This window comes from Erythrobacter sp. R86502 (genome assembly GCF_042466465.1).
Taxonomy (GTDB): Bacteria; Pseudomonadota; Alphaproteobacteria; order Sphingomonadales; family Sphingomonadaceae; genus Erythrobacter.
This window is the reverse complement of record NZ_JAXHCJ010000002.1, coordinates 115415-134421: the sequence shown is the minus strand read 5'-3', so window position 1 is coordinate 134421 and position 19007 is coordinate 115415. Positions and strand designations below refer to the sequence as shown.

The 19007-nt window shown below is 60.8% G+C and carries 22 protein-coding genes; 5 read left to right on the top strand and 17 right to left on the bottom strand.

What is annotated here, in order from left to right:
* Positions 1–542, bottom strand: a 542-nt coding sequence (locus SJY33_RS15160) for a DUF2939 domain-containing protein (protein ID WP_379923754.1), incomplete at its 3' end; no start/stop codon positions are given.
* Positions 543–978: 436 nt separating this feature from the next.
* Here SJY33_RS15160 and SJY33_RS15155 point away from each other — a divergent pair.
* A complete protein-coding gene (locus tag SJY33_RS15155) occupies positions 979–1149 on the top strand; it encodes a hypothetical protein (RefSeq protein WP_379923753.1) in 171 nt (56 codons plus the stop codon).
* 228 nt (positions 1150–1377) lie between these two features.
* Positions 1378–1620, top strand: coding sequence for a hypothetical protein (locus tag SJY33_RS15150; protein ID WP_379923759.1), 243 nt, complete (start codon positions 1378–1380; stop codon positions 1618–1620).
* Positions 1621–1859: 239 nt separating this feature from the next.
* Here the strand turns inward: SJY33_RS15150 and SJY33_RS15145 are convergent, their stop codons facing one another.
* From SJY33_RS15145 to SJY33_RS15090, 12 genes are all read right to left on the bottom strand, one after another.
* On the bottom strand, positions 1860–2174 hold the full coding sequence (locus SJY33_RS15145; RefSeq protein WP_379923751.1) for a hypothetical protein: 315 nt from the start codon (positions 2172–2174) through the stop codon (positions 1860–1862).
* Between the two features lie 152 nt (positions 2175–2326).
* The gene (locus SJY33_RS15140) at positions 2327–3517 is read right to left on the bottom strand and encodes a nuclease-related domain-containing protein (RefSeq protein ID WP_379923750.1); all 1191 of its coding nucleotides are present in this window, start codon (positions 3515–3517) and stop codon (positions 2327–2329) included.
* On the bottom strand, positions 3498–4331 hold the full coding sequence (locus SJY33_RS15135; protein WP_379923749.1) for a hypothetical protein: 834 nt from the start codon (positions 4329–4331) through the stop codon (positions 3498–3500). The genes SJY33_RS15140 and SJY33_RS15135 overlap by 20 nt, the downstream gene beginning before the upstream one ends.
* Entirely contained in the window at positions 4324–4629 is a 306-nt protein-coding gene (locus SJY33_RS15130) for a hypothetical protein (protein ID WP_379923746.1), read from the bottom strand. Before SJY33_RS15130 ends, SJY33_RS15135 begins: the two co-directional genes overlap by 8 nt.
* A 31-nt stretch (positions 4630–4660) precedes the next feature.
* The gene (locus SJY33_RS15125; RefSeq protein WP_379923744.1) at positions 4661–4864 is read right to left on the bottom strand and encodes a hypothetical protein; all 204 of its coding nucleotides are present in this window, start codon (positions 4862–4864) and stop codon (positions 4661–4663) included.
* Positions 4865–4916: 52 nt separating this feature from the next.
* Positions 4917–5381, bottom strand: coding sequence for a DUF2726 domain-containing protein (locus SJY33_RS15120; protein ID WP_379923743.1), 465 nt, complete (start codon positions 5379–5381; stop codon positions 4917–4919).
* Complete coding sequence (locus SJY33_RS15115; protein WP_379923742.1) at positions 5378–5734, bottom strand: hypothetical protein; 357 nt, start codon at positions 5732–5734, stop codon at positions 5378–5380. The genes SJY33_RS15120 and SJY33_RS15115 overlap by 4 nt, the downstream gene beginning before the upstream one ends.
* 37 nt (positions 5735–5771) lie before the next feature.
* Positions 5772–6227, bottom strand: a complete 456-nt coding sequence (locus SJY33_RS15110; RefSeq protein ID WP_379923741.1) for a helix-turn-helix domain-containing protein — start codon at positions 6225–6227, stop codon at positions 5772–5774.
* A 59-nt stretch (positions 6228–6286) separates the two neighbouring features.
* Entirely contained in the window at positions 6287–6571 is a 285-nt protein-coding gene (locus SJY33_RS15105; RefSeq protein WP_379923740.1) for a hypothetical protein, read from the bottom strand.
* 2 nt (positions 6572–6573) lie between these two features.
* Complete coding sequence (gene mobF / locus SJY33_RS15100; RefSeq protein ID WP_379923739.1) at positions 6574–9690, bottom strand: MobF family relaxase; 3117 nt, start codon at positions 9688–9690, stop codon at positions 6574–6576.
* A gap of 2 nt (positions 9691–9692) precedes the next feature.
* On the bottom strand, positions 9693–11831 hold the full coding sequence (locus SJY33_RS15095; RefSeq protein WP_379923738.1) for a type IV secretion system DNA-binding domain-containing protein: 2139 nt from the start codon (positions 11829–11831) through the stop codon (positions 9693–9695).
* Positions 11832–12138: 307 nt separating this feature from the next.
* Entirely contained in the window at positions 12139–12432 is a 294-nt protein-coding gene (locus SJY33_RS15090; RefSeq protein WP_086740387.1) for a ribbon-helix-helix protein, CopG family, read from the bottom strand.
* Positions 12433–12927: 495 nt separating this feature from the next.
* Between SJY33_RS15090 and SJY33_RS15085 the strand changes: the two genes are divergently transcribed.
* Positions 12928–13146 (top strand): hypothetical protein, encoded by a 219-nt coding sequence (locus SJY33_RS15085; protein ID WP_379923736.1) that lies wholly within the window; start codon positions 12928–12930, stop codon positions 13144–13146.
* Positions 13147–13247: 101 nt separating this feature from the next.
* On the opposite strand, the gene SJY33_RS15080 is transcribed toward SJY33_RS15085, so the two are convergent.
* The 3 genes from SJY33_RS15080 to SJY33_RS15070 form a co-directional block, all read right to left on the bottom strand.
* On the bottom strand, positions 13248–13808 hold the full coding sequence (locus SJY33_RS15080; RefSeq protein ID WP_379923735.1) for a hypothetical protein: 561 nt from the start codon (positions 13806–13808) through the stop codon (positions 13248–13250).
* Positions 13809–15172: 1364 nt separating this feature from the next.
* The gene (locus SJY33_RS15075; RefSeq protein WP_156440675.1) at positions 15173–15403 is read right to left on the bottom strand and encodes a hypothetical protein; all 231 of its coding nucleotides are present in this window, start codon (positions 15401–15403) and stop codon (positions 15173–15175) included.
* Positions 15404–15743: 340 nt separating this feature from the next.
* Positions 15744–16772, bottom strand: coding sequence for a DUF2493 domain-containing protein (locus tag SJY33_RS15070; protein ID WP_379923734.1), 1029 nt, complete (start codon positions 16770–16772; stop codon positions 15744–15746).
* Between the two features lie 1012 nt (positions 16773–17784).
* Between SJY33_RS15070 and SJY33_RS15065 the strand changes: the two genes are divergently transcribed.
* Together SJY33_RS15065 and SJY33_RS15060 are read left to right on the top strand one after the other, a co-directional pair.
* Positions 17785–18249 (top strand): hypothetical protein, encoded by a 465-nt coding sequence (locus tag SJY33_RS15065; protein ID WP_379923733.1) that lies wholly within the window; start codon positions 17785–17787, stop codon positions 18247–18249.
* Positions 18250–18357: 108 nt separating this feature from the next.
* Entirely contained in the window at positions 18358–18585 is a 228-nt protein-coding gene (locus SJY33_RS15060; protein ID WP_379923732.1) for a hypothetical protein, read from the top strand.
* A gap of 145 nt (positions 18586–18730) precedes the next feature.
* Here the strand turns inward: SJY33_RS15060 and SJY33_RS15055 are convergent, their stop codons facing one another.
* Complete coding sequence (locus SJY33_RS15055) at positions 18731–18997, bottom strand: hypothetical protein (protein ID WP_379923731.1); 267 nt, start codon at positions 18995–18997, stop codon at positions 18731–18733.
* Positions 18998–19007: the final 10 nt, after the last annotated feature.

Sequence of the window (19007 nt, the reverse complement as noted above, 5' to 3'; positions counted from 1 at the left end):
CCTAGCGTTGCGCCCGTTTCGGAACGTACGGTGCTCGTGGGAAACTCCAAGCCAACGAGCTCACAGCTGAACCAGCTCCGGGCGAAGACCAATACGATTCCCTCCTTGCTGACGAGTTTGAACTGGCTGAGACCATTGCGATCGATGTTCCCCTCTCCATCGATCCCCGAAAACAACGCGGTCGCTGGTGCTGCCTTGTCCTTTTTGGATGCGCCGCGTTGGAACGCGACCCGAATTGCCGCAGGAGAAACGAGGCGGTCGATGATTGTGTCGGCGAATGCAGCTCCTGCAGCCGTCCCGATTTGTCCGAACACATCGTCGCTCTCGGCGATCTGGGCGGCCGCCTGTGCAGCCGATTCTTCGCGAAGGGAGGACTTGAGCCGATCAAAGTCGATGTAGGAAGAGAATGTTTCGTGATCCCGCTCCTCGAAAGCCGCCTTCATTCCTGAAAGAGCTACATGTGGCGAAAGGAAATAGAGGTAGCATGCAGTGGCAGTTGTCAATGCCAAGGCTACCAATCCAAAGGTGCGATTGCGGGTCATGAGGATCAGCCTGAAATCATTTTCTACTGAACAGCCACGTCTATCCTAAGTTGGTTATGTTAATGATATGCCGTGCCTTCGCGAAAGCATAACCGCTGATGACCTTCGCCTCAGCCTCTGGGACGACCCCAAGGCCTCATAGGCTTTCTTTCCCGTGACCATTCGCATGAACGCGAACATTCGAACAGTGAGTGCCGCGCTGCAGCTTCGACACAATGCAAAACGGCGAGTATTATTGGGGGATGGAGTCATGCATTGGCGGCAACTGAAGTCCATGCTGAGCTCGCGCAGTCTTCACGCTTGGCAGCGCAGTGATCTTCGGTAGAAGCCGACTTGGCCCGCGTCCTCCGAGGACGCCGGTCCGCTTCATTACCCGCTCAACGTCAAGGCCCAGCGCCTCAAGTTTAAGAACGACGTTGCCGATCGATTGATGATCGTGAACCGTTATGATGAAGCTGACTGGCTCGTCAGCTTCTTTTGGATGCTGTGTTGCGGCTTCGGTCATGAAGCGACAGATAATGCATCACTGGGCCTCAACCAAGTCTTTCCCGAAGTCGGTGGCGGTTTAACCGGCGAGAGCCTCGTCGGCAGAGACAAGCTGAGCTAACAGGCACAAAGGCGGCGTCCAAACAAGCGCTGCCTACTGATATCGCTTCGATCTCTAGCCTATTTTACTCCAACGGCCCGTTGGCGCGGGCACCTGATACCCCGCTGGCGATGAAGGCGATCATGGCGCTGGTTCCCGCCCATTGCAGTATCGCCATATGGGCTATCTTGCACGGCTACCATCTCGATCAGAGATCTCATGACACCATTGTTGCTACATTAAGAGAACATTGCCGGATCGCGAAGCTGTCCGCCGGAGGATGTCGGCGGAGACATCGGCTATGAAGCCTTCCTTGAGGTGTGGCGCGATCCTGACCATGAGGATCACGCGGACAATCGGCGCTGGGCGGGACGCAAGTTTGATCCGGAGCGCTTTGATCTTGAGGCTACGAACCGCGCAATCACGCGAGCCTTGCGCTTAAGCTGCGGCGACTATCGGGCGCGGCAGATCGAGTCTATGGAACTACCATGATAGCAACCGTCGTACAATCACACTGGACACAGTGTACATGGACAGTGGCGGTGCTCCATTTTACATAATCCTTATTATCAAACTGAGATTCTTGATTGCCGAGGTTAATCGTCTAAGCCGATTTTCTATTTTCTTCGTTCAGAAGTTTCATCGTCACTTCGTCGAAATGTCCGTAGTCGCCTACGGTTTGTTTCTTTCTGTTGCGACTGTGTTCATGGCGAATTTTGGTGTGTGGCCGATTAAACCTCGGTGGTGATGCTCGCCCAGACGATGAATCCGACCAGGCCGAGACCAAAGCAGATCACACCGACAGCCATTCGCGCGAAGGCCTTCCACTTGCCAGTGCTGGGCCGGTCAATGATTGCATCGATGCGCGGGCGCCGTGCGCGCATGGCGAAACCTTCCTGAATGACATCAGCGCTGCCGAAGGCGATCAGCGCGCTCGCCACCAGGAATATAGCAGTCCTTATGCCGCCTGGCAGCGCGACTGCGGAGATGATCGCTCCAATCGTGATGACTGAACCGGCGATGCGCACCAGCTCTGCCAGCGGCATCAGGCGGTAAAGCCGTAGCGAGCGGCTTGCCCTGAGGCGAATAAGTGGCGCGCCGCATGAGGCACAAACATGAACCATCCGCGGCTCGTTCCATTGACCGACCGATCGGCGGCACTTTGGGCACTGCGCGCTCCCGATTCCGGCCGCCATGTTCATGATTGTGTTTCCGCTTCTTGTTTGACAAGCGCCTCGCGGATCTCCGTCGCCTTATCCTCTGGACACAGCCAGTTGCGAAAGCGCGGGTTCCAGATTGCCCGGCCTTTGCAGATAGCTGCGAGCGCATCGGCTGCGGGCGTGCCGGTCTGAGCGAGGAAAGCGACGCGGCCGTCAGGGAGGGCACGTTCGGAGATTCCATCGACAACGGGAATGAGCGCGCTTGCCTTTGGGGCCGACTTCGTGCGCTTCGTAGTGGACTCTGCGTCTTTCTGATCGGCAGCACTGTTCTCGGCCCGTTCAGTTTGGCCCTCGTCCGCTTGATCCGGGTGTTCGACTTGTGTTGCTCCGTCCTCGAGCTGAATGGTGTCTTGACCTTCTTGGGGAACTGTAGTGCCTTCCGTAAGTGTGTCGGGGAGCTTTTCGACAATGCCTGGCTTGTCAGTTAGCACAGTTGGTAGAGCGGTTTCTGAAAGTGCCATTTCGGCGACAGAAAACCGCTTTCTCCATGCATAGTACGGCGGCACGTGTTGCGAGACCAGTTGCGCCCCCACTGCGCGGAGCTGTCCGACGCTGAGTCCCGTCAGAAACCCGGTCGTGTCGGTCCAGCTCACATCCTCGATCCAACGTTCGTGGAAGTTATCGACCTTCACGATCCGCGTGCCGGTGCCGATGCGGGTGCGGTCGATTTTGCAGGTCGGGGGCACGATAACCCATCCCTCGACCCTTCTGAAGGCTGCGGAATGCTGATGTGCTTCGAGCCATAGCTCAAGCAGGCGTGCAGCTCGTTCAGCCTGCGCGACCGGGTTTGGTATTTCTACCGGATGCCGCTTTTTCGGATACCAGACACACCATTCGTCGTGTTCGTTTTTCGAGATCCTCCCGGTGAAGTTCTTCGTCTCGAGCACCGCGATCCGCTTTAGGACACGGTTGAGGAGAAGGTGGTCGAACTGCACATGACCGCCGAGACCGTCAGGAAGTCTTAGATCGTGGATGACCACCACTCTTTCCGAGTGGCCATAGGTTCGGTCAAGAATATGAGCCGTTTCTCGTTCGCCGCGCGCCCCTTGCCGCAGGGTATACAGTTCGGTCTCGATTGCCCGGCGCTGGTCGACGGTGATACGCTCCGTCAAAAGCGCTTCCAGAGCATCTATGTCTGCCGCGCGCCCGTCACTGGCCTTGAGGATCATTCACCCCTCCATGCGCCTCGGTCGCGGATTCGGCTCGGTCTTGCGGTCCTGCGGCGGTCCGCTGCGGCAGGCGCGCCTGCGCTTCGATGATCAGCTTGCGGAACGCATCGAGCACTGCGATCGAGGTGATCTTGCCGATGTCAGTGGAGCCGTAGGTTCCGCCAAGAGCGCCGACACCGAGACCCAATAGCAGTCCGCCCCCGACTACACCTACGTCTTTCTTGCGCGCGGAACCGGTAGCGACGGCCTCTTGGAGGCCGGTATCGACATCGATGAGCGATAGGAGCACCTGACTTTCGAGAGTCTTGGTCTTAAGGCCGACGGCGCTTCCGAAAGCGCCCCCAAGGCCCCCTCCGCTCTCCCGACTTTTCGCATCCGAATAGAGCACCTGCGCGCTGATGAGATAGTCAGCTTTCACCATCGCCGACGAGGTCGGGGCCCCGTTCAGTGATCGTTCGCGCTCGAGAGCGCCCATTGCAGCGCCGCGATCGGCCACGCGAAAGCAATTGGATCGGGCGGCCATCAGCTTAATGAGCGGCAGAGGATCGACCCTCGCCGTTCCGCCGCCTTGCTGCGCCTCGGCCATCCTCAGCAAGGCGGCCATGCCTGGCGAGAGCTCCCCGGCGAGGCCGTCGGTCGGGCTTGGAGCCTTCTCTTCTACCAGGGCCACCACTCCGAGGGGCTGCGCACAGCGTGGCAGTTCGGTGTTCTCATCGACCCCTGTGCCGCCCTTGCCTGCTGTTTGGGCCAATGCGGCACTGCTGAGCAATGTCAGCGAGGCAAGCGCCGCAGCGGTAATTGATGCTTTATGCATGGCGAGCGCCCTCCTTCTCTTCGTTGGGGCGCGCGTCCTCGTCACATTCCTTGCACGCCTCACATGGCGCGCAATCGGTGCAATCGTCGCAGTCTGCCATCTTGCCCGCCTCTTTTCGAGCGAGGTAGCGCGCCTGCTTTTCGGCGGCCCGCTCGGCTGCGTCGGAACCTGCCTTTGCTTGGGCGAAGCTGGCCATGCTGTTCGCTACGTCCTGAACCTGAGCGGCATGCGCGCTCGAAGGCACAGCTATAGCGGCTGCTGCCACCGGCAGACCGATCATCAAGTGTCTGTGTGTCATTGTGCTTCCCTTCCGTGTTATCTGTTACCAGTTACCACCCCGTCCTGCGCCCTTCGCGCAGATCGCTTTGTGCGCGGCTGTCTCCGAGCGACGATCGCCGCACCTCTAGCCGTACCCCCTTCCCGCTCGCACTGGTTCGGATATCGCGCAGGTCGATATCGTTGCGCTTAGCCCAGCGCTCAGCCGCGGCATCGTCGGCGAAGTCGCCCATGTCTTCGAAATTCCAGTTGCTCATCGTACCTTCCTTTTTCCAGTTATTCTAGATCGTTACCTCGTTGCTACTTGCCTTACACCAGTACCTCCGCGAGCGCCTGACGGACGGTTGCGAAAGTGTGGCGGATGGGTCCAAGCCGGATCGTGAGATAGCCTGCTCGCGCAGTCATGCGGTCGCGTTGCCGGTCGGCCGAGCGATTGTGCGTGCGGTCGTCGAGCTCGACGATGGCGATGATTTCACCGCTTGCTCGGTCCTCAAGCACGAAATCGACCCGTTTCGACGAGAACCGGTTGCGAACACTGGTCGAGCGCGATCGATCAAGCCCCGCAGCGGGCCGCAGGATCGCTCCCATCGAAACCTGAGCATGGATCCGCGCGTGAGGGACAGCGCGCTCGATCATTTCGCAGACGATCCGCTCGCGCTTTGTCATAAGTGGGGCCGCACGGACGGGGAGCGAACCTATGCCTTGTCTCGTGGACATGAGCATGACCACGAAAACGGCGATGGCAATGACCGCGATGAGTCCAATCTCGGTCATAGCGGCTCAGGCCCCATGAGCATCTCCCGCGTCTTCAGGTTACCGTCGATACGCCGGTGTAGGTCGGTACCGTTCCCGCGCGAGTGCCCAAACTCCATCAGCTCGGCGACAGTTTCGTATTGGGTATTGGGGCCAAAGAACTTGGCATTGCCATGCCATTTCTGCCCCTCGATCACGCGTATGCGCCAGATGCCGACCGGGACGGGGATTGTTAATTCGCTGTTGGCTTCGACAAACACGGAAATGACATGCCGGTTGGTTTCCGGGTGTATAAGCTGAACAACGGCGTTCGATTCACTGGAGCGGACCGTGAGGCGGCTTCGCACGCTGCTCATTGGCAGATCGCTCGCCACGCTCACGCTCCCCGTCTCGGGGAAAGGAAATTCTATCTCAAGCCCGGGAAGCTGTCTGGTTGCCGCGAGGTAAAGGATGGGGAAGCCTACCAACATCCAAACGAAATATTCTAGTAAGGGTTCGAAGCGTGACCTCATAACGCTGATCCCCCGCGCGATTCTGGTCGAACGCCCCACAAATTTGAGCTCGTGTCGCTACCATCAGTCCGTTCTTCAGCCAGGGTTTGAGAGTAATCGATACCCATCGGCCCTCCTCCCCCGTGCCCTGAAAGTCGGGGTATGCGCCACCCGTAGGGTCGACCATCAAAGGCGGCTGATGGCCCAGCAGCAACCAGACACGGTCGATGGCGTAATCATCGCACAATTGCGCCAGAAGGCTCGCGGGCGGGTCTGTGTGGCCTTGCTCGTAGCCGGTGAGGGTTTGGCGGGCGATCCCTAGCCGCGCGGCAAGCTGTGCTTGTGTGAGCTCGAGGGAGACCCGTGCGCACTTCATGCGTCTCCCAATCGCCGAGAGAGTGCAGGACGGCTCCACCCCAAGATTCGGCGCTACATTCATGCGCCGATCCCCGATGTACGAGATGCAACCGTTGCCGCTGCTCTCCCCCGATCAGTTCCTCCCTCACGGCGTTTCATTCCCCAGACCAAACCCGCGACCATGGTGATGCTCATCGCGATCAGCATGGAGACGCTGACTTCGGCAATCGGATCAGTGTTTGTCGCGGCCGAGTGCTCGCGCATCGCCTGCGCCTCGCAGCGCGATATGCCTTGCGCCTCAACATCGCACCAATGGATGTGGTCGCCGTGCATGAGATAGTCGTAATTGACTGAGGGTTTCATGATCAGATCTCCAGGCTGATGTCTTTTTCGGGGAAGGGTTTGTCCGGCACCCGCGGTTCGACCGCGACGCGAAGCCTGCCGAGATCCATGCTGTCAGGCTTGGCGAGATCAGCGGGCACTTCGGGATTGAAGGTCTTGTCGGTCTTGCCCGGCGCCGATCCACTGCTCCTGGGCGCGTCGATCTCGAGGCGGCCGACCGTCTCGAGCGCGCTGGTCTTGTTGCCCTCGTTGCGCTCGATTGCGCTGATCAGGCGGTCCTTGTTGTCAGTGTGGAGCGTCAGATCGTCGCGCACGCGGGTGACGGTGACGTTGAACAGGCGCTGGTTGGAGAGGTTGCTTTCCGAACCGCTCATCACCGCGATGCCCTTGTCGGTGGTCACGCCCTGAGCCATGTGCATGTTGAGCGCGTAAGCGAGACCAAGGCGCTCCAGCATCGGGTCGCCCTGCTTCAAATGCAGCATCTGGTCGTCAGCGGTCTTCACGCTGATGCCGGTGCTGCTCACTCCGGTGACCTGTGCGAGCGAGGCATTGTACAGCCCTCGCTCCTTATCGTTCATGGTCCAGCGGATCTGATCGTTCTCGTGGAGTTTGATCTCGCTGTGCTGGGTCAGACCGAGCGCGTCACGCTTGTCGTTCGGATCGATTTTCTGCGGGTCAAACCGCACCGTGCGGTTGTTGCCCTTCAGTTCAACGCGGCCCTTGGCGTCGACACCAAGCACCTGATAGCTGCCGCGCCGCAGCCCAATTTCCGAGACGGTGCGTGCGACCTCGAGCGTCTGGCCCGCTTTGTAGGTTTGAGGGTAGCGAAGCTCCTCGCGCGTGGTGTTGACCCGCTCGAGCACGCTGAGCGTCACACTTTCCTTGCCGAGGGTTCCGTCGGCACGCAGGCCGTCCTGGATACGCTGGTTGAGTTCCGCCCGCGCGTCCCGGCCGGAGGCGAACACCATCGTCCGGTCGCGCTCATCCTTGGGGAGCGCCAGCCATTGGTCAGCTGCCGATTTGATGTGATCGGGGGTAGCCTTCAGCTTGTCGCCCAGCACGTCCATCGCCCCGCGAACCTCGCCGCGATTGGCGAGCGCCGCGATTGTCCGCAGCTGGTCTGTGCGCTGGCGCAGATTTTCGTCCATCTTCACCATCGCAATCCCATCGGCTTGCGCCATCGCGAAGGCCTTGCCGGCGTCAATCGACGAAAGTTGCTGGCGGTCGCCGATCATGATGAGCTTCTCGACGCCCAGAGCGTTGGCGATACCGACCAGATGCTTCATCGGTTCACTGCCGACCATCGAGGCTTCGTCGAGCACCAGGACAGCACCCTTCAGCTCGCCGCGCGCTGCCTCGTAGCGTTCACCTTGTCCCGCCAGTGCCGCCTTCGCATAGGCATTGACGAATGAAGACACCGTCTGGGCTTCGATCCCGGCACCGTCCCGAAGGTCGCCAACCATCTTGTTTTGGAAGGCGAGGCCAATGACCTTACGCCCCTCCTGCTCGGCTACCCGCGCGACAGCGGAGATCATCGTCGACTTCCCTGCGCCGGCGACGCCTTGCACGGCGACTATGCGGTCGCTCGACGATAAACCCAGCACCGCTGCTGCCATTTGGCCGGTGTTGAGTTGCTTGTCGCCAGAGACGGCGTTGATCCGCTCGACCGCTGCATCAGCTGAAACGATAGGGCTTACAGACCCCCTGCCCTTATCGATTTGGGCCAGAATGAGGGACTCCGTGGCGAGCGCTTGCGGTGTCGTGACGTGGGTGACTGCGCCATCGATCCGGTTGGATTGCCCCGGTATGAGTTTTCCGCGTTCCAGCAGCTGTTCGACGCGCGCGTCGGCTTTCTCGGCCGTCACACCCTTCAGCCCAAGATCCAGTGCGGTCTTGGTAACCTGAGAGGTTTGAAATGCTGCTTCGCGTTGCTCCAGGATACGGACGGCCGACGCCACCGCTGCCTGTGTGCGCAGCTCGTTGGGAGACAGCATCAGGCGCGCAAGGCCCTGCGAGACAAGGTTGTCGGTCGGTCTGAAAGCCTCACCGATTGCGGTTACGATGCTTGATATCGTTTCTCCGATACGCTGCGCGGTCGTGGGCAGGTGGTCAGTCGTCTTGCCCTCGGCGCGTGCCTTCGCGTCCGCGATGACCTGCTTGCCGTCGAATCCGATCGCTCCGGCACGCTCGCGCCAGTCTGCTGCAAGCTTTTCGCGGTCGTCGACGTTGAGCTTAGGGTCTCGAGTATTGGTAGTGACCTTGTCGATCGCCGCCGGAGATGAGAGGCCCAGCTCCTTCGCCTTCTCGACGATCGCCTCCCGGCGTTTGCTGAACTCGTCGATCGCCTCTTTAGGGACTCCGTTGATCTCGAACTGCCCGTGCTTGCCAGTGATGCGGGTCTGGTACCCCAGCTCGGCCAGTTTCTCGCGGAAGGCAGCATGGTAGGCCGCGCCAATGACCGAGTTGTTCTTCCATAGCTGGCCATTGTGAAGCGCCTGCCAGGCACCGTTCGCCATTCGGGTCAGGTTGGCGATGACGACATGGATATGACCTTGCGGATCGAGCGCACGGCTCGTTTCATGCGCGAACAGAGCGTAGACAAGATTACCTGTCTTGACTGGTTCGCCCGATTTGGTGCGCTCATAGGTCCGGCCCTCGGCGAACTTGCCCTCGACCCAGCTCATCGTCTCCTTGACCGCGCTCCAGTGCGCATTGAGGATGCGCTCATCGCCCGATACCAGCGCGAGGATGCTGGCAGACTTTGGCATCGAGAATGTGAGGTCCAGACCGGACTGCCTGTTGGGCACCTGGCCGATCTTCTCGCCATTGGGCAGCTCTCCATTGAGAATCTTCTCGAAGGCATCCTTGGTGACTTCGCCCGAGAGTCCGAGCAGCTCTGCCCCCTTCCCTTCCCAACCTGTTTTTTCCGTGCCATGCGAACTGCCGGTTTGTGTGCCTCCACTGCCGGCGCCGTTCCCTTCGCCTGAACCGCTACCGGGCCCACCATCGCCCGGTCCGCCCTCGCCTCCGACCCCGCCTTCTCCGCCGTCTCCCACGTAATAGTCGGCCGGGTGCTTGTCGTCCTTGGCGAAGTATTCGGCGGCGCCTGAGGCGGATTTGACCGATGCGACCGACAGCATGATCAGTCTCCCAGCCCGAAGTCATCGTCGATCGTGGGTGTATCGTTCGAAGCGTCCCTTTCGTAGCCTTGGCCCTGATCCTTCTGGTCAGTTCCCGCGCCCTCACGGTTTTCACGCTGGATCTGTTCTTCGGTTCGGTCGCGGTCCTGCTTGCCCAGGGTCTTATCGGTCAGAGCGTCCTTCGCCTGTAGTCGTGCGATTTCGGTCTTGTCGGTCGCCGCGGTGGCATAGCGCGATCCCACTGCGATCGATCGTGATCTCGGTGTTTGATCTTCGGCTTCACCGCTGGTGGCGGAGTTGTCCCTGCCTTGAAGATCGTCCGCACTGTGCAGGTCTGTAACTGCGCTGTTGACGAACATCGCATCAGCAGCCTTCTCCGCCTCTGAGTGTCCGTCAGCCTTCTCTGTGCTCTCCGCCCTTTCCAGCGCCTCGGTCGTCTCCTGCTCGTGTTCATCCACCTCAACGCGCCCGGTCGGCGGTAAGGTCTCAGGTCCACCCTCGCTCCCCCCTTCCGCGCTATCAGGCCGGCTCGCCGGCCGTTTGGCTTCTGGCGGTTTGTAGGGCGTCGGTTCCATGCTGGTCACACGCAAGAACCCTTGGGCGACCTCGGGGTAATCCTTCCATTGCAGCTTGATCCGCGCGGCCGGAAACCCGTCGGGGAACTTGATGAATCCGTGCATCGAAGGAAGGTTGGTGATGTCGTCAGGAATGACCAGCGGTTCGATCGCCTTGCGCGGCGTCAGGGTCGATGCATCACGGGTGTTGTTGTAGCCATAGCTGTAGGCTTCATCCATCTGGCGGACCTCGCGGTTGCCGATGAATTCGGCGCAGCGTTCAGCCGATTGGTAGTCGGCCGTGGCGAGGATCAGCTTTGTGCGCGCAAGGCCCGCAAGGTTGGTCGCGCCTTTCTCGCCGTATGTCTCCTCCAACTTGGCAAAGGAGTGGATGCCGAGAACGAAGGCACCGCCATAGTTCCGGGCGGTCTGCAGGCCATTGCCGATGGCAGGAAGTGCATGCAGAGCATTGACCTCGTCGAACAGGAACCAGGTCCGAAGATTGCGTGTGCGCGGAAGCGTCATCTGGGCGGTGACGGCCATGTCGGTCCAGAGCGTCAGCAGCATCCGGGTGAAGTTCATGTCGGAGTAGCTCGATGTGATAAACAGGATCGAGCCGGGTTCTGAAGCCTTGATCCATGCCTTGATAGAGAAGCTGTCAGGCTTCTCCGGCGAAGGGTCCGGGATGTAGCGAATGGCATTGGCGTTGGTGTTGAAGACCGACCTGATCGACTCCGCCATGCGGGCCGCAGTTTCTGACGTCAGGGGAGCCGCGACCGTGTCCTTCAGCTTGGCATGTATCTGCTTCAGGTTTGCGGTCATCAGGTGGTGGGCAATGGCCGCGTTTGACATCTCGCCGTCGGCTTTGAGCTTCATGCAGATTTCAACGAACAGCGTTCGTGCAGCATTCTGCCAGAAGGGCTCCTTTTCATCTGGGTGAGACGGGATCAGAGCGGTCGCGGCCGTCAGAAAATCGGCATAGAGTTCGCAGTCGTTGAAGATGGTCCAGGGCACGCACCGTTGATCCATCGGATTGAGGATTGTGTCTATCTCGGGATTGTAGAAGGCTTCCACAAACGCGCCGGTAAGATCGAAGATCACTGCGTTCTGGCCGCGTTCGCGAAGCTGAGTGACGAGCGAGCGAAGCTGGGTGGTCTTGCCCGCACCGGTTGTGCCGACCAGCATGGTGTGGCTTTGCTCGAGCCTCCATGGATAGGGAACGCCTGCAATCATGTAAGGTTGATGGATACCAAGCTCGCGCTTCTGCTGGCGATTTAGCTTGATAACATCGGCGGGCTCGCGCGCCGGATCGAGCCGTGAGCATTCATAGGCAAAACGGTTGCCGTTATGAGCGCGAACTTCATCCCGCAGAACGTCGCGCTCGACCAGCATGGCTCCGCGTTCGTGACGCTCTTCGAGGATCGATTTTCCACGTCGCCGCGAGTATTCGATGAACCAGACACTGAGCGGGGCAGCGATGAAGATGGCCATAAAAGCGGAGCCGAGAAGGCATCGAAAAGCCTTCGCCGAAGCGGATGCGACGAATGGGTCGTACGGCACCGCTCCCATAGCGGTGGGGCGGATCATGCCGTTGGGAAGGGTCAGATGGATGATCTTCGCGGGGTCGAGGAGCATTAGCGACCAGAGGCCTGAATAAACGCGCATGAAAACGAGGTGTATTTCAGCCGTGCTGAGCGAGAGGCTGACGGTCGTGGCAAGCGCGAGACTGAAGACCAGAAACCAGATCAGCAGCGGGATTTTGATCCCGGCAAACCACATCCAGAATTCGTGAGTGACGAGCTGCGATCCGCGGGTGAAATTACCAGCATTTCGCGTGACCGTTCCGCGCGCGGAATGATGCTGGATTGTGGCGCCCTTGCCGTTGAAGCGGATGTCATCGCGTCGCATGGAATTCCTCCATGCGCTCGTTTGCAATTGCCTCGATTTCCGGAGCGACGTCGGCGTGCTCGCGGTGGACGATGATGTCCACTGCAGCCTGCGTGTATTCTACCAGGAGGATGAGGCGTCGCAGGTCCACTGCAAGACCCGTCATTGCGGGGTCAGCCCCTGCTCTGATCGCAATCCTGACGGCTTCGCTGCGGGTGCAACCTCGCTGCTTTGCCAAGGCGTCGATCAAAGCCAGTTCCTGCGGGTTGCATCGCAGGTTGATGAAGTTGTTGTCTGACATTTTCCATCCACTCGAGGTGGATGGTGGGACTTCCGCAGACCGTTTTTAGCACAGTAGCCGCCCCGCCGAAACTGAAAAGGACTATCAATTTGAAATTGCATATTCAGTCGGGATATCAGATAGATAGATGCGTTCACGCCGTCCTGATAGGAAATGATAGTCTGATAGCGGCTGATAGTGCGTTGAATATAAGTCGAAATTCGTTCGCGGGCGCCGCATAGGGTGTGCATCTCCCTAGGGACTGCGACCGGGCCCTGGTGCTGTCCTGGTATCGGATCCTGTTGTGAGTCTGGAAATCCAGTGGGCTGCTTCGGGGTCACCGTTCTTGGATCGTTTCACTGGTTGGCGCGAAGCAATATCGCCCCCAAAGCGCCAAGCCTTGGCGCAGGCGCTTTCATCATCAATCGCTCGTCAGCGATTGGTCGAAAATCGTCGTCTTGATTGCCGGAGGGATAGTCCTATGATTTGCCTAGTCAGGGCAAAAAGGATCACATCATGGCTGGGAAAATCGAGAAGGAACGGGCAGCAATTCGTGAGGAGGAGTTGAGGCTCGCTGAACGCAAAAAGCGACTTGCCGAACGTGAGGCTTCCGAGCGATCTGCTGTTATCGCGAAGAGCGTTCTGATGAAGCTCGATTCTGATCGTCTTGAAGCCGTCCTGGCACGCATGAAAGCGCTTGGCATCGACGAAGTTGAAAAGCGGCTCTTTGCGTGATTATTCGCTGGATGGCTGTGGTCGAAAACTTGGGTCCGTGAAGGCAAATAAAGAAGGGCGCTGACATCGTCAGCGCCCTTCCCAGCAGGTCTGAACGGAGGCTATTGCCAGACCAGCTGTGACTCAGAAGACAAGCAGGCACGGGCCATCCTGTCCAGCTGTTCGATATAGGTTTCCAAACCGTTCCAAGAAAGGTGCCTTCGGGTCGGCGGATCGTTGATGACGTCGGCAAGTTCGTTGACATCGATCGCGCCCGAAGTTTCGCATCCGACGCCGATTGCGTCGAGCAGCATTTTTGCATTCTGGTCGGTGAGATCGAGAGAGAATGAACCGTCAGGTGTTGACGATACGCCGATCATTATGTCGGCGGTGGTTTCGTTTCGCCAGAAGCGGACATTCAGGCCCAGAAACTGGGCTTCTTCGATGACGGAGATAACAGCTTCCTCGTTGCCGAAAATCTTGGCAAGGCTTGCCCAACTCCAAGGGCAGACGCGCGCGTCAAAACCTTGGTCGAGATACGAGAAGTCGTGATCATCATAGACACCGACGAGATGGCCAGACGTTTGCGCAAATGCTCGAAATGCGCAGAGTTGGTTGAGCGTTACGACAGCCGGTTTTGACACGGGCGCAGTCTTGCTTTTCAGCTGAAAGGTGATGGTCATCTGCAAGCACTCCTCAATGGAACGCCTGATCAATCCTCCTCCCCTCTTGCTGTGAGCGACTTGTCGCGAACGGCAACGATGGCGACAATGAAGTGATGGCCCTGCCGGGTCGCGTAGCAGGGCCATCAAGGTTGGTCTCACATGAGACCTCGGGTCGCTGGCAGCTTGCTTCATTGAGATCTGCCCGACAGAAGCTAAGGTGTCGGCGAAAATCATTCAAGCATCGCAGTGGTTCATGCGCTGCATGCGCCGGCTCGCTTGCGACCATCACCGCGCTGGATCGGGCGCACGGCAGACCGCGCGAAGCCGATGCGGACAAGGTCCGCGAGGCCAGCAAGGGACTGCCGGTGCCCGCGCGCCGAGGGTCGCCCCAGCCCGGGCCGACGACGGCCCGTCGATGCGTCGATCACGCGCTGCGTCAGGCGCGGCGGCGATGCCAGCGAGGCACGCATGTGCCGATGCGCTGGCGAGCAGCGCCGCGACTGGATCGGGCGCACGGCAGACCGCGCGAAGCCGAGGCGGACGAAGGTCCGCAAGGCCAACAAGGGACTGCCGGTGCCCGCGCGCCGAGGGTCGCCCCAGCCCGGGCCGACGACGGCCCGTCGATGCGTCGATCACGCGCTGCGGCAGGCGCGGCGGCGATGCCAGCAAGGCACGTATGTGCCGATGCGCTGGCGAGCACCGCCGCGCCGGGATCGGGCACACGGCAGACCGCGCGAAGCCGAGGCGGACGAAGGTCCGCAAGGCCAGCAAGGGACTGCCGGTGCCCGCGCACCAACGGTCGCCCGAGCCCGGGCCGACGACGGCCCGTCGATGCGTCGATTACGCGCTGTGGCAGGCGCGGCGGCGATGCCAGCGAGGCACGCATGTGCCGATGCGCTGGCGAGCAGCGCCGCGACTGGATCGGGCGCACGGCAGACCGCGCGAAGCCGAGGCGGACGAAGGTCCGCAAGGCCAGCAAGGGACTGCCGGTGCCCGCGCGCCGAGGGTCGCCCCAGCCCGGGCCGACGACGGCCCGTCGATGCGTCGATCACGCGCTGCGGCAGGCGCGGCGGCGATGCCAGCAAGGCACGTATGTGCCGATGCGCTGGCGAGCACCGCCGCGCCGGGATCGGGCACACGGCAGACCGCGCGAAGCCGAGGCGGACGAAAGTCCGCAAGGCCAGCAAGGGACTGCCGGTGCCCGCGCACCAACGGTCGCCCGAGCCCGGGCCGACGACGGCCCGTCGATGCGTCGATTACGCGCTGTGGCAGGCGCGGCGGCGAAGCCAGCGAGGCACGCATGTGCCGATGCGCTGGCGAGCAGCGCCGCGCCGTCTGCTTGCGGAGAGTGCGACGAAAAAAGGGGGCCGAAGCCCCCCGGATTATTTCAGGATGAAGGCGACATAACCGCCGAGGCTTGCCGAGATCGTTGTCACGATCAGCAGGAACCCCAGCACCCAGCGCTGGCTCTTCAGCTCGCCGACGAGTTCCTTGTTGGCTTCGGTGATCTTCATGGCGATGTGGCTCTCGAGGTCTTCGACGACCTTTTCGGCGTCGGTCGCCGGCACCTTAACAGACCGCAGTGCCTGATACAATGTGACTTGAATTCCCATGTGAACCTCCTGTGCTTGATGGGAGCGCCCAAGGGACGGTGTTCGCCAGCGGGTCAGGGACGTTCCGTCAGGAACGCCGCGCCAGCGGGCGCCGGGGGAGCCGATTTGCGCAGCAAATTGGGGGGACCAGCGATCCTTGACGCGCGCCAGCGGGCACCCGTCACACTGGGACGACACGAGACAGTCCTCCCTCCTTCAACCGCCCCCTCCCCTCTCTCCTCCTCGATCATAAGATCGAGCGTCCCCGACGGGCGAAGGGGGTTCGATGCTCCCTGAGACCGTGTGAGCACGACAGAAGAAAAAGGGAGGCTCCGGCGAATGCCGGAGCCTCCCGTGATGCTCAGTGAGCTGTGCGCGCTGCGCTGGCGAGCTCGTCGGGGCGTTGGTCGGCAAGGCGGAGAACGTGGAGCGGCACTCCGGCGTCCCGAAGCTTCTGGGCGAAGTTGGCCTGAATGCCCGAGCCCTGGCAGACGATTGCTTCGACCGGCTTGAGAGCGACGATGCGGTCATTGCGGACGAACCCGGCGCTCCGGCCCTTGCTGGTGTCCAGCCTGAACTCGACGAGCTTGATCCCGCGCGAGGCCGCCCAGCAGCGTGCGATGGTGTCGCAGCCCTTGTTCTGAGCGGTCGTGACGAGGATCATGTTGGGGATGCGCTTGGCGATGTTGTCCAGGCGGGCCCAGATGACCGCGTCATCGTGCCATTGTGCGCCGCCCGAGAAGGCAACCACCGGACCTTCGGGTGCGTATTGCTCGCGGCGGCGTTGGGCGCGTCCGGCGAGATAGTCGCGTGCGTCGACCACCGAGGCGGTGAGCTTGCTCGAGACCCTGCTGCCCCTGACGGTGGAGAACGGCCGGCCGGTTTCGACCCGGTATACTTCGGCGGCGTGGTCGCGCATGCATTCGAGCGCTGCGCGGATGCCCTCGAGCGTCTGGCACAGCTGCTGCGTTTCCTCCAGCTCGGTCGCGTAGATCTCCGAAGGGTCGAAATTGCGGGCGAGCTCACCGAGCTTCTTGGCGGCATCGTCTTCACGTCCTTCGATGCGCTTGGCGACCATGTGGAAGCTGTTGCAGAAGCCCCAGGCGAGATCAGCGGCGCATTCCTGCATTCTCGTATCGCGCAGGACATCGAACATGGTCTTCATCATGAGCTCGACGGCGGCGGCCGACATTTCCGGATCGGGCATGTCGGCATGCTCGGGCTCGGCGACGATGCTCAGCTTCGCCATTTCGCTCGTTTCGATGAACGCGGCGCTGTATTCGCCATTGTTGGCGTGGCCGAACTCATTGGCGATGTCTGCTTCGATCTGGGAAGCGCGCATCTCGGCAGCGAGGATCGCGAGGTCGGACAGGTTCGAAATCTTGGTCATAAATGCCTCCAACTGATTGAATTCGTTCCCACCATGGGAACCCCGAAAACCCATCAGTCGGGAGGCGTGCAGTCAGGGACGGCGCGCTTGTCGCGCCGCCGCCCTGCGGGCGCGGGGGAGCCGATTTTTTGCCGGGTGGCCGGCGCGCAGCGACACGGCTGCCCGGCGGAAAATTGGGGGGACCGCGATCCTTGACGAGCGCCGAAGACTGATATGTTTCGGCAGGTGTTCCTGTGTGTGTGGAAGAGACGTTCCCGCCCCGGAGCACGAGAGACGGGAGGCAAACGGGCCAGCCTGCTGGCCCGCCCTCCCGGCCCGGCGAACGGGTTAACAGCGGGAACACGCCCATTCTTGAAAGCCGTTTAGCGTGGCTGGTCGGCAGATGACGGACTGTCAGGGATGATGCGGCGCAGCCGGCATCACCGCTCCGCGGGCGGCGCAGCCGATCCTTGACCGGCCGGAGGATGCCAAATGCCGCGCTTTCGCGCGCACGCGCGAATTACGGCTGTAAAGCTCCGACCGCGAACGCCTTCCTGACAAGGAAAGGCGCGTTCGCGGGTAAGGACCGTCGCCCTGCCCGGATGGGCGGCGACGGTGAGACTGCGTCAGCGAACAAAGAACGGCCCCCGCAGGAGCCGCAGCAGGCACGCGCGCAGCACGTCGGGGATCGAGGCGGCGGCGTCAGTCGTCGTCCGGTCACCGGCTGCTTGCGCGGCGCGCGGCGGGACCGAGGGCCGGCGGGGCAAACAGAAACGCAAGGCCCGGGCGAAGTCCGAGCCGCTCAAAAAGCCCCGCTCACTATGGCCGCAGCGCGTAAGCGCGGTGCGTGGCCGAATGCGTCAGCGATCGTCACCCGAAGGGCCGAGACCCTTCAGGGGCTCGGTGGAGCGGGCCGCAGACGCGAGCCCTAGCGCAGCCAGGGCCGCGGCGCGGGTCGCGTAGTAGAGCGCGGTCCCGACCTCCGGTCGGGTGACGCTACCAATTTTTTACGCTTTTTGAGTAAGGTGGCCGCATGGCTCAAAAGCACGCTACGCAAACCATAAAAGAAGGTCTGGCTGATGCGCGGGCCGCATTAGAGATGGCTTCCAGTGATGGGTGCAAACCGCAATTGGACGGAAACTGGCTTGGCGCACTGGGCGAGCAAGAGGTTGCATTGGCACTCAACGCAACTCATGCAGGCCATCGAGTGGAACAATACGATCTCGAGTTGGGGGCAGAAAACATCGAGGTGAAAGCCACGATGTCCGACACGATCAGAAGGGGATCGCTTGCGAAAAAGCGCTGCAACCGTGTCGCTTACGTTCAATTTAAGGCTGAGGGCGTCAATTTACGGGTTACGCAAATGTATATCCGTCCTCGTGGCAAGCCGAGGGATCGGCCGAGCGATCCAGAAAACCGACGCGTCGATAAAGAAGATCACGAGAACTTGCTTCGCTCTCCGGAAGGCCATGTCATTGATTTGAGCGAGCTGGGATAAAATCCTGGGCGCATAGGCTCGCCGTTCGGTGACAGTGCTTGTCCGAGGGAAGGTTGGCCATCTCACTTGACCGCGATGTTCTCATGATGTTCTACGGCGTGCATGGGAATGAAGCGCATCGATACGGTGGCCGATCTGGTTCGGCATGGGCTCAACGCGCAGATTGAATGTCGCAAATGCCGCCGCGTGGTTCTCATTCCTGCGTCGAGGCTTCGAGATCAATGCTTTGCCAAGTCGATCCCGATGAAGCTCGACATGGTTGCGCAGCACCTTCGGTGCAGCTGCGGTCATCGCGGGGCAAAGATCGATGCGACGGGCGCGGGCATCGACCGGTAATCGCAATTCTGTGCCGCGCCTGCCAAAGGGCGATTGCCTTGGAAATGATCAGCATGAAGCCGGGGCCGCGGTAGCGGCGTACCTGAAGGGTGCGCTGCTACCATGGCCGCCGCCGATGGCTCGTTGAAGTCGGAGCGCAGCGCAATTACGCGACTTTCTTTGGCGAGAGGATCGCATCAGCGTAGCACCAGGCGATGACGTCGCCGGATCCGCTGTCGCTGATCGCATTGCCGGAGATGTCCCGCCATGGCGAGCGTGGACGGTAGTCTGGCATGTACCGCGCGGTTACGACCTCGAATTCGCAGCAATTGTAGGATGATGGCCGCAGCACAAGCACCGGCCGATCGGACGACGGCAAGGACTGCGTGGCCGGAAGGAAGGGTGCAGGAAGACTGCTCTGGGTCTGTGACATCGGAGATCCT

Excerpts from the sequence above, each read along its gene's own strand:
- SJY33_RS15080 (WP_379923735.1), bottom strand. The coding sequence starts at position 13,808 with ATGACCATCACCTTTCAGCTGAAAAGCAAGACTGCGCCCGTGTCAAAA.
- mobF (WP_379923739.1), bottom strand. The coding sequence starts at position 9,690 with ATGCTGTCGGTCGCATCGGTCAAATCCGCCTCAGGCGCCGCCGAATAC.
- SJY33_RS15060 (WP_379923732.1), top strand. The coding sequence starts at position 18,358 with ATGAAGCGCATCGATACGGTGGCCGATCTGGTTCGGCATGGGCTCAAC.
- SJY33_RS15120 (WP_379923743.1), bottom strand. The coding sequence starts at position 5,381 with ATGACCGAGATTGGACTCATCGCGGTCATTGCCATCGCCGTTTTCGTG.
- SJY33_RS15095 (WP_379923738.1), bottom strand. The coding sequence starts at position 11,831 with ATGATCCGCCCCACCGCTATGGGAGCGGTGCCGTACGACCCATTCGTC.
- SJY33_RS15065 (WP_379923733.1), top strand. The coding sequence starts at position 17,785 with ATGGCTCAAAAGCACGCTACGCAAACCATAAAAGAAGGTCTGGCTGAT.
- SJY33_RS15070 (WP_379923734.1), bottom strand. The coding sequence starts at position 16,772 with ATGACCAAGATTTCGAACCTGTCCGACCTCGCGATCCTCGCTGCCGAG.
- SJY33_RS15135 (WP_379923749.1), bottom strand. The coding sequence starts at position 4,331 with ATGCATAAAGCATCAATTACCGCTGCGGCGCTTGCCTCGCTGACATTG.
- SJY33_RS15130 (WP_379923746.1), bottom strand. The coding sequence starts at position 4,629 with ATGACACACAGACACTTGATGATCGGTCTGCCGGTGGCAGCAGCCGCT.
- SJY33_RS15075 (WP_156440675.1), bottom strand. The coding sequence starts at position 15,403 with ATGGGAATTCAAGTCACATTGTATCAGGCACTGCGGTCTGTTAAGGTG.
- SJY33_RS15145 (WP_379923751.1), bottom strand. The coding sequence starts at position 2,174 with ATGCCGCTGGCAGAGCTGGTGCGCATCGCCGGTTCAGTCATCACGATT.
- SJY33_RS15105 (WP_379923740.1), bottom strand. The coding sequence starts at position 6,571 with ATGAAACCCTCAGTCAATTACGACTATCTCATGCACGGCGACCACATC.
- SJY33_RS15110 (WP_379923741.1), bottom strand. The coding sequence starts at position 6,227 with ATGAAGTGCGCACGGGTCTCCCTCGAGCTCACACAAGCACAGCTTGCC.
- SJY33_RS15140 (WP_379923750.1), bottom strand. The coding sequence starts at position 3,517 with ATGATCCTCAAGGCCAGTGACGGGCGCGCGGCAGACATAGATGCTCTG.
- SJY33_RS15055 (WP_379923731.1), bottom strand. The coding sequence starts at position 18,997 with ATGTCACAGACCCAGAGCAGTCTTCCTGCACCCTTCCTTCCGGCCACG.
- SJY33_RS15085 (WP_379923736.1), top strand. The coding sequence starts at position 12,928 with ATGGCTGGGAAAATCGAGAAGGAACGGGCAGCAATTCGTGAGGAGGAG.
- SJY33_RS15090 (WP_086740387.1), bottom strand. The coding sequence starts at position 12,432 with ATGTCAGACAACAACTTCATCAACCTGCGATGCAACCCGCAGGAACTG.
- SJY33_RS15125 (WP_379923744.1), bottom strand. The coding sequence starts at position 4,864 with ATGAGCAACTGGAATTTCGAAGACATGGGCGACTTCGCCGACGATGCC.